We start from the raw sequence: 13355 nt of genomic DNA on the forward strand, positions 1-13355 counted from the left end.
CCCAATCCACCCTTTCCCTGTAGGAGCGAGCTTGCTCGCGAAAAACTCACAGGCGCCACGTTCAATCAGGTTTGAGCGGCGATCTCAGGTTCTTCGCGAGCAAGCTCGCTCCTACAGGTGGGGCATTATCAGGCGTAGCTCTCGATCGACGGGCACGCACACACCAGGTTGCGATCGCCAAACACGTTGTCGACCCGGCCAACCGGCGGCCAGTACTTGCCTTCGATCAACGATGCTACCGGGTACACCGCTTGTTCACGGCTGTAAGGGTGGCTCCATTCGCCCACCAGTTCCGCTGCCGTGTGCGGCGCGTTCTTGAGGGGGTTGTCGTCTTTGTCGAGGGTGCCGTTTTCCACCGCGCGAATCTCTTCGCGGATGGCGATCATGGCGTCGCAGAAGCGGTCCAGTTCTTCCTTGGATTCACTTTCGGTCGGCTCGATCATCAAGGTGCCAGCCACCGGGAACGACATGGTCGGCGCGTGGAAACCAAAATCGATCAGGCGCTTGGCCACGTCGTCCACGCTGATGCCGCTGCTGTCTTTCAACGGGCGCAGGTCCAGGATGCATTCGTGGGCCACCAGGCCATTGCTGCCGGTGTACAGCACGGGGTAGTGCTCTTCCAGGCGACGGGAAATGTAGTTGGCATTCAGGATCGCCAACTGCGACGCGCGCTTGAGGCCGGCGCCGCCCATCATGCTGATGTACATCCAGGTGATCGGCAGAATGCTCGCGCTGCCGAACGGCGCGGCGCACACCGCGCCTTCCTTGCGTTCCATGGCTGCGTGGCCGGGCAGGAACGGCGTGAGGTGCGACTTGACGCCAATCGGGCCAACGCCCGGGCCGCCACCGCCGTGGGGGATGCAGAAGGTTTTGTGCAGGTTCAGGTGGGACACATCGCCACCGAACTTGCCCGGTGCGCAGAGGCCGACCATGGCGTTCATGTTGGCGCCGTCGATGTATACCTGGCCGCCGTTGTCGTGAATGATCCCGCAGATTTCGCGGATACCTTCCTCGAACACCCCGTGGGTGGACGGGTAGGTGATCATCAGCGCGGCGAGGTGCTCGCGGTGTTCGATGGCCTTGGCACGCAGGTCTTCGATGTCGACGTTGCCGCGTGCATCGCAAGCGGTGACCACCACGCGCATGCCGGCCATGTTGGCGGTGGCCGGGTTGGTGCCGTGGGCTGACGACGGGATCAGGCAGATGTCGCGACGTTCTTCGCCACGGCTCTGGTGATAGGCGCGGATGGCCAACAGGCCTGCGTATTCACCCTGGGAGCCGGCGTTCGGCTGCAGGGAGATCGCGTCGTAACCGGTGGCCGCGCAGAGCATGGCTTCCAGTTCGCTGGTCAGTTGCTGGTAGCCGGCGCTTTGCGCGGCGGGAGCGAACGGGTGCAGGGCACCGAATTCGGCCCAGGTCACCGGGATCATTTCGCTGGCGGCGTTGAGCTTCATGGTGCACGAGCCCAGCGGGATCATGGTGCGGTCCAGTGCCAGGTCCTTGTCGGCCAGTTTGCGCAGGTAGCGCATCAGCTCGGTTTCCGAGTGATAGCGGTTGAACACCGGGTGGCTGAGGATCGGCGACTGGCGCAGCAATGCGCTCTGCAGGGTGCTGTCGGTGGCAGTAAAGGCCGGCAGGGTTTTGCCGTCGGCGAAGATCGCCCACAAGGCCTGGATATCGGCCTGGGTGGTGGTTTCGTCGACCGACAGGCCAACGCGCTCGCCATCCACCACACGCAGGTTGATGCGCTGGGCGCGGGCCTTGTCGTGCAGGGCGGCAGTGTGAGCGCCGGTGTGGATTGTCAGGGTGTCGAAGAAGTGTGCCTGCTCGACGTTCTGGCCCAGTGCCGTCAAGCCCTTGGCCAGAATCGCGGTCAACTGGTGAATGCGCTGGGCGATCTGGGTCAGGCCTTTGGGGCCGTGGTACACGGCGTACATGCTGGCGATGTTGGCCAGCAGCACTTGGGCAGTGCAGATGTTGCTGGTGGCTTTCTCGCGGCGGATATGTTGCTCGCGGGTCTGCATGGCCAGGCGCAGGGCCGGCTTGCCGAAGCGGTCGACGGAAACGCCGACCAGACGGCCTGGCATGTCGCGCTTGAACGCATCCTTGGTGGAGAAGTACGCCGCGTGCGGGCCACCGAAGCCCAGTGGCACGCCAAAGCGCTGTGCGCTGCCAATGGCGACGTCGGCGCCGAATTCGCCTGGCGGCGTCAGCAGGGTCAGGGCCAGCAGGTCGGCGGCCACGGCGACCAGTGCGTTGGCGGCGTGGAAGCGTTCGGTCAGTTCGCGATAGTCGAACACGTCGCCGTTGCTGGCCGGGTATTGCAGCAGGGCGCCGAAGAACGGGCTGACGTCGGTCAGTTCGCGCTCATCGCCCACCACCACATCGATGCCCAGTGGCTCGGCACGGGTGCGCAGCACGTCGAGGGTTTGCGGATGGCTGTGCACCGATGCGAAGAACGCGTGGCTGCTTTTGTTCTTGCTCAGGCGCTTGCAGAAGGTCATGGCTTCGGCGGCGGCAGTGGCTTCGTCGAGCAGGGAGGCGTTGGCGATCGGCAGGCCAGTGAGGTCGCTGATCAGGGTCTGGAAGTTGAGCAGGGCTTCCAGGCGGCCTTGGGAAATCTCTGGCTGGTAGGGCGTGTAGGCGGTGTACCAGGCTGGGTTTTCCAACAGGTTGCGCAGGATCGGCGACGGTGTGTGGCAGTTGTAGTAGCCCTGGCCGATGTAGGTCTTGAACAGTTGGTTCTGGCTGGCGATGGCCTTGATCTTGGCCAGGGCCTCGGCTTCGCTCAGGCCGTCTTCCAGGCCGAGTACGCTGGTGCCCTTGATGCTTTCCGGGATCACGCTGGCGCTCAGGCCTTCGAGGGAATCAAACCCCAGGCTGGCGAGCATTTGCTGCTCATCTGCCTGGCGCGGGCCGATGTGGCGGGCGATGAATTCGTTGGCGGTGGTCAGATTAACGGTCATGGCGCGCTCCTCAAGCTTCAGCGTTGGCTTTGATCAGGCGGTCGTACGCATCCTGATCCAACAGCTTAGCCACTGCATCGGCATCGGCGGGTTTAAAGCGGAAGAACCAGCCTTCGCCCATCGGGTCTTCGTTGACCAGTTCCGGGCTGCCATCGAGCTTGTCGTTGACTTCGAGGACTTCACCGTCCAACGGCATGTACACACCGCTGGCGGCTTTGACCGACTCCACGGTGGAGGCTTCGGCGCCCTTGGCATAGGCCTGCAACTCCGGCAGTTGCACGAAAACCACATCACCCAGCGCGTTCTGCGCAAACGCGGTGATACCCACGGTGACGCTGCCATCGGCTTCGGCGCGCAGCCATTCGTGATCTTCAGTGAAACGCAACTCGCTCATGGAAACTCCTCAGGGCCAGAATCGTCTGGTGGACGGGATTGGAATAATGGGGAGTTGCTTAGCAATATCGCGGCCAATGTTATTAAGTCGTTATAGATCAACAGGTTAATAAATTTCGCGAGAAGGCTGGCTGAGTAAGCTGTAGCGATTTCGCTACAGTTGGGCGCAGGAAAAAAAGCCTATGCGGATCAAAGCCTTGCATGGCGCGCAAAAAACAGGGTTGTAGCGATATCGTTACGCTGTAGCGCTTTCAGTACACGGAATGTCGTTCTCAGACCAAAACTGTAATGCGCCCATTGTAGGAGCGAGCTTGCTCGCGAAAATCGTCAACGATGACGCGGGAAGCCTGGATGAACCTGGCGCCCTCGGGTTTTTCGCGAGCAAGCTCGCTCCTACAGTGGATAAAGCATGGCTCAGGGCTTGTTGGGTATGCCGTACTTGCGCAGGCGGTGGGCGATCGCCGTGTGGGAGGTTTGCAAGCGGCTGGCCAGTTGGCGGGTCGAGGGGTAGCGGCTGTAGAGGCTTTCCAGCAGGCTGCGCTCGAAATCTTCCATGGCCTGTTCCAGGCTGTCGACTTCACCATCGCTCTGGCGCGCCACGGAGGTGCCGGCGATGTCCAGGTCGCCGATGTCCACCAGGCTGCTTTCGCAGATGGCGGCAGCGCGGAAGATCACGTTTTGCAACTGCCGCACGTTGCCCGGCCAGTGGTTGCCCAGCAGGGCTGGATAAGTACCCGGCGCCAGGCGGCAGACCGGGCGCTGGATCTGCGCGCAGGCTTGCTGCATGAAGTAGCGCGCCAGCAGCAGGATGTCCTGGCCGCGTTCACGCAAGGGCGGTACGGCGACGTTGAGCACGTTGAGGCGGTAGAACAGGTCTTCGCGAAAGGTGCCTTCGCTGACCATCTTTTCCAGGTCGCGGTGGGTGGCGCTGAGGATGCGCACATTGACCTTCACTTCGCGGTCGCCGCCCACGCGACGAAAGCTGCCGTCATTGAGAAAGCGCAGCAGCTTGGCTTGCAGGTAGGGCGACATTTCACCGATCTCATCGAGGAACACCGTGCCCTGGTTGGCCAGCTCCATCAGCCCCGGTTTGCCACCGCGTTGCGCGCCGGTAAAGGCGCCGGGCGCATAGCCGAACAATTCGCTTTCGGCGAGGTTTTCCGGCAGTGCCGCGCAGTTCAGCGCCAGAAACGGCGCACTGTGGCGCGTACTGATTGCATGGCAGGCGCGGGCCACCAGCTCTTTGCCGGTACCGGTTTCGCCCTGGATCAGCAGTGGTGCATCCAGCGCCGCCACCCGTTGCGCCCGGGCCTTGAGCGTGCGGATCGCCGGGGACTCGCCCAGTAGTGCATCAAAGCCTTCGGCGTGGTCATGGTGCAGCGCAGAGAGTTGTTCGCCGATACGGTTGGGCTGGTAGAGGGTGAGCAGGGCGCCGGCGTCGGTGATCGGCGTGGCGCCCAGCAGCAAGGTCTGGCCGTTCACGCTGATCTCGCGCAGCGGCAAGCGAAAGCCCTGCTCCAGCAGGGTCTCCAGCAATGCCGCGTCATCGAACAGCTCGGCGATGCTTTCGCCGGCCGGTTCACGCCCGTACAAGGCGATCAATGCCGGGTTCGCCAGCAAAATCTTGCCCGCGCTGTCCAGGGCCAGCACCGGGTCGGTCATGGCCGCCAGCAGGGCGTCGAGTTGCAAGTGGCGACGCTGGCCCGGAAGGATGTCGACCACCTTCACCGCCTGCACGCCGTGCACGCTGAACAACGCGTCGCGCAGCTCTTCGAGCACGTCGGCGCTGAGGGTCGGCGCGTCGATATAGACGTTGGGCGGCACCATCTCCACCGCATCCAGATTGAGATTGCGCCCACCGAGCAAGGCCAGGACTTCCTGGGTGATGCCGACGCGGTCGATGAAGCTGACGTGGATACGCATGGGGCGATTGGCAATTCTGAAGAGCAGAGGCGGCAAGTATGCCTTGGAGCGAGTGGAGATCAAAATGTGGGAGCGGGCTTGCTCGCGAATGCGGTGGGTCAGTCAACCGGTTATTGACTGATCCACCGCATTCGCGAGCAAGCCCGCTCCCACAAGGGATTTGCGGTGTTTTTATTCCAGGTGTTCGGGTTTGACCGGGTCGCCGGATTTCATATCCAACTGCTTGCGCACATCCTCGAACATCAGATCGTAGTGCTTGTGCTGCGAGCCGACGCTGCTATGGGTCTTGGGAATGCCGTATTTTTCGACAATCTTGGTCACATTGCTGGCGAAGTTGTAGGCCTGGTCCTTGGGCAGGAAAAAGGTCTCTTTCATGGCCTTGCCCTGAATGCTCCCATGCAGCGTGAACTGCATGCCTTTGCCTTCGCGCTCATCCGTGAAGACTTCGTAGTCCAGGCACAGGTCGTAGCTGACATCGTCCTTGTTCAGCGCGTGTCGCTCGATATGCAGGTGGCCGGGTTCAAAGATAGCCATAGGCGTTTCTCCTCAACTTCACAGGTAGGTGATGCCAGGTGTTGCCGTGCTGATGCGGGTGCCGGCGCTGCCCTGGACGATAGCTTCGATGTCCGAGAGTGAACCGATCACCGCGGTTTTGCCAGTCTGGCGGGCGAACTCGCAGGCGGCTTGGACCTTGGGGCCCATGGAGCCGGCAGCGAAGCCGAGTTTTTCCATGTCGTCCGGGTGGGCCTGGCCGATGGCCTTCTGGGTGGGCTTGCCGAAGTCGATAAAGGCGGCGTTGACGTCGGTGGCGATCACCAGCAAATCAGCTTCCAGTTGCGTGGCCAGCAAGGAGGAACACAGGTCTTTGTCGATCACGGCTTCAATGCCGCGCAGCTTGCCATCTTCGCCATACATCGTCGGGATGCCGCCACCACCGGCGCAGATCACGATGGCTTTTTTCTCCAGCAGCCATTTGATCGGGCGGATTTCGAAGATGCGTTTGGGGCGCGGGCTGGCGACCACGCGGCGGTATTTGTCGCCGTCGGGCGCGATGGCCCAGCCTTTTTCGGCGGCGAGTTTCTCGGCTTCGGCTTTGGCGTACACCGGGCCGATGGGCTTGGTGGGGTTCTGGAAGGCCGGGTCTTTGGCGTCCACTTCCACTTGGGTGAGCAGGGTGGCGAACGGCACTTCAAAGTCCAGCAGGTTGCCCAGTTCCTGTTCGATGATGTAACCGATCATGCCCTCGGTCTCGGCGCCCAGCACGTCCAGCGGGTAAGGCGAGACGCTGGTATAGGCCGCTGCCTGCAACGACAGCAGGCCCACTTGCGGGCCATTGCCGTGGGCGATCACCAGTTCGTTGCCGGGGTGGATCTTGGCGATCTGTTCGGTGGCGATACGGATGTTGGCCCGTTGATTGTCTGCGGTCATGGGTTCACCACGACGCAGGAGGGCGTTGCCGCCCAGGGCTACGACGATGCGCATACAGAATGTCCTTTCAGGGAACGCATGAACACCTCGGTCAATGTGGGAGCTGGCTTGCCTGCGATGAGGGCCTGGCAGGCGACCTGCTGTTGCCAGACCCACCGCTATCGCAGGCAAGCCAGCTCCCACACTGACGGTGTTCACACCGTGGAAATTAAATGTCTGCCAACGCCGACACCAGAATCGCCTTGATGGTATGCATGCGGTTTTCCGCCTGCTCGAAGGCGATATTGGCTGGCGACTCGAACACCTCTTCGGTCACTTCCACGCCATTGGCCAGGTGCGGATAGCGCGCCGCAATGTCCTTGCCGACCTTGGTTTCACTGTTGTGGAACGCCGGCAGGCAATGCATGAATTTCACCCGAGGGTTGCCCGAGGCTTTCATCATCTTGGCGTTGACCTGGTACGGCAGCAGTTGCTCGATGCGCTCGTCCCACGCTTCCACCGGTTCGCCCATGGACACCCAGATATCGGTGTGGATGAAGTCCACGCCCTTCACGGCCTCTGCAGGGTCTTCGGTGATGGTGATGCGTGCGCCGCTTTCCTCGGCAAACGCCTGGCACTCCTTGATGAAATTTTCATGGGGCCACAGCGCTTTCGGCGCGCCGATGCGCACGTCCATGCCGAGCTTGGCGCCGATCATCAGCAGCGAGTTGCCCATGTTGTAGCGGGCGTCCCCCAGGTAGGCGTAGCTGATGTCATGCAGCGGCTTGTCGCTGTGTTCGCGCATGGTCAGGGTGTCGGCGATCATCTGGGTCGGGTGGAATTCGGCGGTGAGGCCGTTGAACACCGGCACACCGGCGAACTTGGCCAGTTCTTCGACAATCTCCTGTTCAAAGCCACGGTATTCAATGGCATCGAACATCCGGCCCAGTACGCGGGCGGTGTCTTTCATGCTTTCTTTGTGGCCGATCTGCGACGACACCGGGTCGATATAGGTGACGTGGGCGCCTTGGTCATGGGCCGCGACTTCAAAGGCGCAGCGAGTGCGGGTGGAGGTTTTTTCGAAGATCAGCGCGATGTTCTTGCCCTGCAGGTGCGGACGCTCGGTGCCGGTGTATTTGGCGCGTTTGAGGTCGCGGGACAGGTCCAGCAGGTAATGCAGCTCGCGGGTGGTGTGGTGCATCAGCGACAGCAGGCTGCGGTTGCGCATATTGAAAGCCATGATGGAATCTCCTTAGTAGTCGATAGGGTCGCGGATGATCGGGCAGGTCATGCAGTGGCCGCCGCCACGGCCACGGCCGAGTTCACCGGCGCTGATGGTGATGACTTCCACACCGGCCTTGCGCAGCAAGGTGTTGGTGTAGGTGTTGCGGTCGTAGCCAATCACCACGCCCGGCTCCACGGCCACCACGTTGTTGCCGTCATCCCATTGCTCGCGTTCGGCGGCGAAGCTGTTGCCGCCGGTCTCGACCACGCGCAAAGCCTTGAGGTTGAGCGCTGCGGCCACGGTTTCGAGGAAGTTGGTTTTCTCGCGCTGAATGTCGATACCGTGAGGCTTGCTCTCGTCAGGGCGCAGGGTGAAGGGCACGATCTGGTTGACCACTTCGGGGAAGACGGTGACCAGGTCGCGGTCGCAGAAGCTGAACACGGTGTCCAGGTGCATCGCCGCGCGGGATTTGGGCAGGCCGGCAACGATGACGCGTTCCACGGCTCTGTTCTGGAACAGGTTGCGCGCCAGTTGGCCGATGGCCTGGTGGGATGAGCGTTCGCCCATGCCGATCAGCACCACGCCGTTGCCAATCGGCATCACGTCGCCGCCTTCGAGCGTCGCGGCGCCATGTTCCTGGTCGGGGTCGCCGTACCAGATCTGGAAGTCCGCGTTGGTGAACTCAGGGTGGAATTTGTAGATGGCGCTGGTCAGCAGGGTTTCCTGACGTCGCGCCGGCCAGTACATGGGGTTGAGCGTCACGCCGCCGTAGATCCAGCAGGTGGTGTCGCGGGTGAACTGGGTGTTGGGCAGCGGCGGCAGGATGAAACTGGCGTGGCCGAGAAAATCGCGGAACATCTCGATGGTCTTGCCACCGAAGCTGCTCGGCAGATCGTCGGCCGACACGCCGCCGATCAGGTACTCGCTGATTTTGCGCGGCTCCAGGCTGCGCAGCCACGAGCCGACTTCGTCGACCAGGCCCAGGCCTACGGTGTTGGCGGTGATCTTGCGCTCCAGGATCCAGTCCAGCGCTTCGGGGTTGGCGACGATGTCGGTGAGCAGGTTGTGCATTTCCAGCACATCAATGTCCCGCTCGCGCATCTTGGTGACGAAGTCGAAGTGGTCGCGCTTGGCCTGAGCCACCCACAGCACATCATCGAACAGCAGTTCGTCGCAGTTGTTGGGGGTCAGCCGCTGGTGGGCCAAGCCTGGGGAGCACACCATGACTTTGCGCAGTTTGCCGGCTTCGGAATGTACGCCGTACTTCACTTTTTCCGTGGTCATTACAGATCCTCCAGTGAACAACAATTACAGGGTCAGGAAGCCGTCGTAGAGCCCATAGGCCGCCACCAGGGCGCCAATGACCACTGCGGCGAAAATCAGCTTCTCGACGGGGGTGAAAATCGGTTTGCCCAGTTCACGCTTGGCCTTGGCGAACAGGATCGCGCCGGGGGCGTAGAGCAGGGCGGAGAGCAGCAGGTATTTGGTGCCGCCGGCATACAGCAGCCAGATCGCGTAGATCAGGGCGATGGCGCCGATGAACAGGTCTTTCTTGCGCTCTTTGAGGGCGTTCTCGTAAGTCTCGCCGCGCACCGCCAGCAGCAGGGCGTAGGCCGCCGACCACAGGTAAGGCACCAGGATCATCGAGGTGGCGAGGTAGATCAGCGACAGGTAAGTGCTGGCGGAAAACAGCGTGATCACCAGAAATATCTGCACCATTGCGTTGGTCAGCCACAGCGCGTTGACCGGCACATGGTTGGCGTTTTCCTTGCGCAGGAACTCCGGCATGGTGTGGTCTTTGGCAGCGGCGAACATGATCTCCGCACATAGCAGCACCCAGGACAGCAGCGCGCCGAGCAGGGAAATGATCAAGCCCACGCTGATCAGCACCGCGCCCCAGTGGCCCACCACATGCTCCAGCACGGCGGCCATCGACGGGTTCTGCAGCTTGGCCAGTTCCGGTTGGGTCATGATCCCCAGGGACAGCACGTTCACCAGCATCAGGAACAGCAGCACGGTGATAAAGCCGATCACGGTGGCCTTGCCCACGTCGCTGCGTTTTTCGGCACGGGACGAGAAGATGCTCGCGCCTTCGATGCCGATAAACACCCACACGGTGACCAGCATCATGTTGCGCACCTGGTTCATTACACTGCCCAGGTCCGGGTTTTTCACGCCCCAGATGTCAGCGGTGAAGATGTCCAGCTTGAACGCGAACAGCGCGATGAGCACGAACAGCAGCAGCGGCACCACCTTGGCGACGGTGGTCACCAGGTTGATGAACGCGGCTTCCTTGATCCCGCGCAGCACCAGGAAATGCACGGCCCACAACAGCACTGACGCAGCGATCACCGCCGTAGGCGTATTGCCCTCGCCAAACACCGGAAAGAAGTAGCCCAGGGTGCTGAACAGCAAGACGAAGTAGCCGACGTTGCCCAGCCAGGCGCTGATCCAGTAGCCCCAGGCGGATGAAAAACCCATGTAGTCGCCGAAACCGGCCTTGGCGTAGGCGTACACCCCGCCGTCGAGGTCGGGTTTGCGGTTGGCGAGGGTCTGGAACACGAAGGCGAGGGTCAACATGCCGATGGCGGTAATCACCCAGCCAATCAACACCGCACCGACATCGGCGCTGGCGGCCATGTTTTGCGGCAATGAAAAGATGCCGCCGCCAATCATCGAGCCGACGACAAGTGCGACCAGGGCGCCTAATCGAAGTTTTCCGGGAGTTTCAGACATTGCATGACTCCAATGCAGGAGAAGAGAGACCACAGAATAATTCCGTGCGCTAATCAAACAGCTGACTCAGATCACTTCATTGGCACATTCCATTGTGAATTAACGACTTAGGTTGAGGTTTTTACGGGCGAACGAGTCCCGCAAAGGCGCTTGCTAGAGCGCTACTTGCTTTGTGGTTAATCAGTTGGTCGAGGGCATGGGTGTTGACGCTAGTTCTTATTTGCGGATGTGCAAATTTTTTGTACGTTGTTTGTCGAGTACTTCATAATTGGCGTATTTAAATTCTAAATAAGCCTAAACTTCGCGCCTTTACATATCCTTATGTTATGACACCGTCATTAATTTGAATTACGTGTGTGCGCAGTTGTCGCCCAACCGTTTATTTTGAGGAACCTGCATGTCCCAACCCGCCCAGAAACTTCGGCTCAGCGCCCTGATCGCCCTGGTGGTGGGCTCGATGATTGGCGGTGGGATTTTTTCGTTGCCGCAGAACATGGCCGCCCGTGCCGAGGTGGGCGCCATACTGATCGGCTGGGCAATCACCGCCATCGGCATGCTGACCTTGGCCTTTGTGTTCCAGACGTTGGCGAACCGTAAGCCCGAACTGGATTCCGGGGTGTATGCCTACGCCAAGGCGGGTTTCGGCGACTACATGGGCTTTTCATCCGCCTGGGGTTACTGGATCAGTGCGTGGATGGGCAACGTTGGTTATTTCGTCTTGCTGTTCAGCACCCTGGGCTACTTTTTTCCGGCGTTCGGCCAGGGCAATACACCGCTGGCCATCGGCTGCGCATCGCTGTTGCTGTGGGCGGTGCATTTTCTAGTGATGCGCGGGATCAAAGAGGCAGCGTTCATCAATCAGGTGACGACGGTGGCGAAGATTGTGCCGCTGCTGATGTTTATCGTGATCGCTGCGGTTGCATTCAAGGCGGATATCTTCACCCGCGATATCTGGGGCCTGGGCAACCCGCAGATGGGCAGCGTGGTCGAGCAGGTGCGCCACATGATGCTGGTCACCGTGTTTGTCTTTATCGGCATCGAAGGCGCCAGTGTGTATTCAGCGCGGGCGCAGAAACGCTCGGACGTGGGGCGCGCCACGGTGATTGGTTTTGTGGGCGTGCTGGCCTTGCTGGTGCTGGTGAACGTGCTGTCCCTGGGCATCATGAGCCAGCCGGAGTTGGCGCAATTGCAGAACCCGTCCCTGGCCGGTGTGTTGGAGCATATCGTCGGGCCTTGGGGCGCGGTATTGATCAGCCTCGGCCTGGCAGTTTCGTTGCTCGGGGCGTTGCTCTCCTGGGCGCTGCTGTGCGCGGAAATCCTCTATGCCACTGCCCAGGACAAGACCATGCCGGCGTTCCTGAAGAAGGAAAACGCCAATCAGGTGCCGGTCAATGCCTTATGGCTGACCAACGTGATGATCCAGGCATTCCTGGTGATCACGCTGTTTTCAGCCAGCACCTACACCACCCTGATCTACCTGGCATCGTCGATGATCCTGGTACCTTATTTGTGGTCGGCGGCCTATGCGGTGCTATTGAGCGCGCGCGGCGAAACCTATGCCGGCTGGCAGCGCCGGCGCATGAAAGATCTGCTGGTGGGGCTGGTTGCCCTTGGCTACGCGATCTGGCTGCTGTATGCGGGGGGCTTGAAGTACTTGCTGCTGTCGGCGCTGTTGTACGCACCGGGTGTGATCCTGTTTGCCCTGGCCAAGCGCGAGCAGGGCCAACCCTTGTTTACCACCGTGGAAAAATGCATTTTCAGCGGCGTGATCGCGGGCGCCGGGTTCGCCGCGTATGGGCTGTATAGCGGGGTATTGTCACTGTGAGATTGGCGTATCAACCGCCCTACGACTGGGCGGCGATGCTGGGGTTCCTGTCGGCGCGGGCGATTACCGGGTTGGAAACCGTGGTCGCCGGCGTGTATCGACGCAGCATCAGTGTGGCAGGGCGCCATGGCTGGATCAGCGTCGAACCGGGGGCGGGGGATTGGCTGGAGGTGACGGTCGACTTTCCCGAGCCTGCCGCCATGCCTGAGATCGAGCGGCGCTTGCGCAGGATGTTTGATCTGGATGCCGTGCCTGAGGTAATCAACGCGCAATTGGCGCAGGACCCTCTGATGGCGCAACTGGTTGTGGCTCGCCCTGGCCTGCGGTTGCCTGGCACCTGGGATGGGTTGGAACTGGCGATTCGTGCAGTGCTGGGCCAGCAGATCACCGTGGTGGCGGCGATTCGCCTGGCGGGCAAGCTCGTGGCGCAGTATGGCCAGGCGCTGCCAACCCCGCGCGCCGGTATTACCCACCTGTTTCCGACACCTGAAGTGCTGGCGGCGGCGGACCTTGCCACACTGGGCATGCCCAAGGCGCGGGGCCGCACCTTGTCTGGTGTGGCCCAGGCGCTGTTGGATGATCCTCAGCTTTTCGAACCCAAGGCCAGCCTCAAGGATGGCGTGGCACGGCTGGTGGCGTTGCCGGGGATTGGAGAGTGGACCGCGCAGTACATCGCCATGCGCCAGTTGCGCGAGGCGGATGCGTTTGCGCCGGGGGACATCGGGCTGATCAATGCTTTGGCGGCTTTGGAAGGTGGGCCAGTGTCGGCCCGGCAGTTATTGGCGCGGGCCGAGGCGTGGCGGCCGTTGAGGGCGTATGCGGCGCAGCATTTGTGGACAACCCTGTAGGAGCGAGCTTGCTCGCGAAAAACCTGAGAACG

The 13355-nt window shown here is 61.3% G+C and carries 10 protein-coding genes; 2 read left to right on the forward strand and 8 right to left on the reverse strand.

From position 1 onward, the window contains the following. Positions 1–128 precede the first annotated feature (128 nt). The 8 genes from gcvP to arcD (PSH76_RS04680) form a co-directional block, all read right to left on the reverse strand. Positions 129–2966 (reverse strand): aminomethyl-transferring glycine dehydrogenase, encoded by a 2838-nt coding sequence (gene gcvP, locus PSH76_RS04645; RefSeq protein ID WP_305493645.1) that lies wholly within the window; start codon positions 2964–2966, stop codon positions 129–131. Positions 2967–2976: 10 nt separating this feature from the next. Further along, positions 2977–3360, reverse strand: coding sequence for a glycine cleavage system protein GcvH (gcvH, locus tag PSH76_RS04650; protein WP_098950519.1), 384 nt, complete (start codon positions 3358–3360; stop codon positions 2977–2979). A 413-nt stretch (positions 3361–3773) separates the two neighbouring features. Beyond that, on the reverse strand, positions 3774–5282 hold the full coding sequence (locus tag PSH76_RS04655; protein WP_305493646.1) for a sigma-54-dependent transcriptional regulator: 1509 nt from the start codon (positions 5280–5282) through the stop codon (positions 3774–3776). Between the two features lie 171 nt (positions 5283–5453). Beyond that, entirely contained in the window at positions 5454–5816 is a 363-nt protein-coding gene (locus tag PSH76_RS04660) for a DUF5064 family protein (protein ID WP_032895539.1), read from the reverse strand. Between the two features lie 18 nt (positions 5817–5834). Further along, positions 5835–6764: a carbamate kinase gene (gene arcC / locus PSH76_RS04665; RefSeq protein ID WP_032895541.1), complete on the reverse strand. Its 930-nt coding sequence runs from the start codon at positions 6762–6764 to the stop codon at positions 5835–5837. Positions 6765–6918: 154 nt separating this feature from the next. After that, on the reverse strand, positions 6919–7929 hold the full coding sequence (locus PSH76_RS04670; RefSeq protein ID WP_305493647.1) for an ornithine carbamoyltransferase: 1011 nt from the start codon (positions 7927–7929) through the stop codon (positions 6919–6921). Positions 7930–7941: 12 nt separating this feature from the next. Beyond that, positions 7942–9198, reverse strand: coding sequence for an arginine deiminase (gene arcA, locus PSH76_RS04675; protein ID WP_305493648.1), 1257 nt, complete (start codon positions 9196–9198; stop codon positions 7942–7944). Between the two features lie 24 nt (positions 9199–9222). Further along, entirely contained in the window at positions 9223–10650 is a 1428-nt protein-coding gene (gene arcD, locus PSH76_RS04680; protein WP_032895542.1) for an arginine-ornithine antiporter, read from the reverse strand. Between the two features lie 397 nt (positions 10651–11047). Between arcD (PSH76_RS04680) and arcD (PSH76_RS04685) the strand changes: the two genes are divergently transcribed. Beyond that, positions 11048–12475: an arginine-ornithine antiporter gene (arcD, locus tag PSH76_RS04685; RefSeq protein ID WP_305493649.1), complete on the forward strand. Its 1428-nt coding sequence runs from the start codon at positions 11048–11050 to the stop codon at positions 12473–12475. Then, on the forward strand, positions 12472–13323 hold the full coding sequence (locus PSH76_RS04690; protein ID WP_305493650.1) for a DNA-3-methyladenine glycosylase: 852 nt from the start codon (positions 12472–12474) through the stop codon (positions 13321–13323). The genes arcD (PSH76_RS04685) and PSH76_RS04690 overlap by 4 nt, the downstream gene beginning before the upstream one ends. Positions 13324–13355: the final 32 nt, after the last annotated feature.

Source organism: Pseudomonas sp. FP215 (assembly GCF_030687795.1).
In the GTDB taxonomy this organism is placed as follows: Bacteria; Pseudomonadota; Gammaproteobacteria; order Pseudomonadales; family Pseudomonadaceae; genus Aquipseudomonas; species Aquipseudomonas salmasensis.